At 45.0% G+C, this 869-nt stretch carries 1 protein-coding gene; it reads right to left on the bottom strand.

All coding sequences use genetic code 11. The annotated features are described in order from the left end of the window. Positions 1–731 (bottom strand): transposase (locus Q4549_RS21845; RefSeq protein WP_303554606.1); only part of this gene is annotated, 731 nt, incomplete at its 3' end. Positions 732–869 lie beyond the last annotated feature (138 nt).

The following is an 869-nucleotide window of genomic DNA, read 5'->3' as shown; positions in this document are numbered from 1 at the left end:
CACCAACTTCTTCCGGTTTGATTAGCATGTTGCTGTAAATGTTTGCTCGAACCAGCAGCGCCTATAAAGTGCTTATCAAAAGATTTTATTATTTTTAGCCAATCTTCTAGGTAGATATTTAATCTATCCATAATGGGCTGAACATGCGCAGGAATTGCGCCGCGTTTATCGGCACGCACGCAGCGGCCTGTCCAATCTACCAATTCTAAGTATTCATAAAGGTTAAAGGGTAAACCTGAGCTAGGTTTGCCATGGGCTTTATATCCGGTAAACGCTAACACCTTACAAGGCTGTAAATCGTGCTTAGATTTAGCGGCTTTTAAGGCCTGTATGCGACGTTGAATACTGGTAAAGTCAGAGTCTTCTGGGGTGTCTGCTATTTTGGCTCTTACTGGATTTAAATCTACATAAGCCATACAGGCCAGCACTGCGGGCTCATCAAGCAAGGCTTGTGATTTAAAACGCCCCTCCCAAAAGCGCCCTGTGCACTGGTCTTCCTCATTGGCTTGGCGAGCAATGTGCTCATTTAAGCAGCGCATAAACCAACTAATATCAAATAAGCGTTCGCGCCATTGCTCTAGCCGCTCAATCGCTTTAGGATATTGTTCGTCTTTAGCGTGTGGGTCATTAAGGTATTGCTCAACCGCATTGTGCCCGTTAAATAACTGCTTCCAACGGGTGTTTATATCGGTATAGCTCCATTGTTGGGCTTGCTGCTGGTTAACCCGCAATACTCAATGATAGTGGTTACTCATCACCGCATAAGCCGCTACATCAACAGAAAACACCTCGGCGAGTTGAGTGAATTTATCAACTATCCATTGTTTGCGGTGGTTAAAGTTACTACCACTTGCTCGGTCCTCGCCACA

Source organism: Agarivorans sp. 2_MG-2023, from assembly GCF_030548085.1.
In the GTDB taxonomy this organism is placed as follows: domain Bacteria; phylum Pseudomonadota; class Gammaproteobacteria; order Enterobacterales; family Celerinatantimonadaceae; genus Agarivorans.
This window is presented reverse-complemented; position numbering and strand designations above follow the sequence as displayed.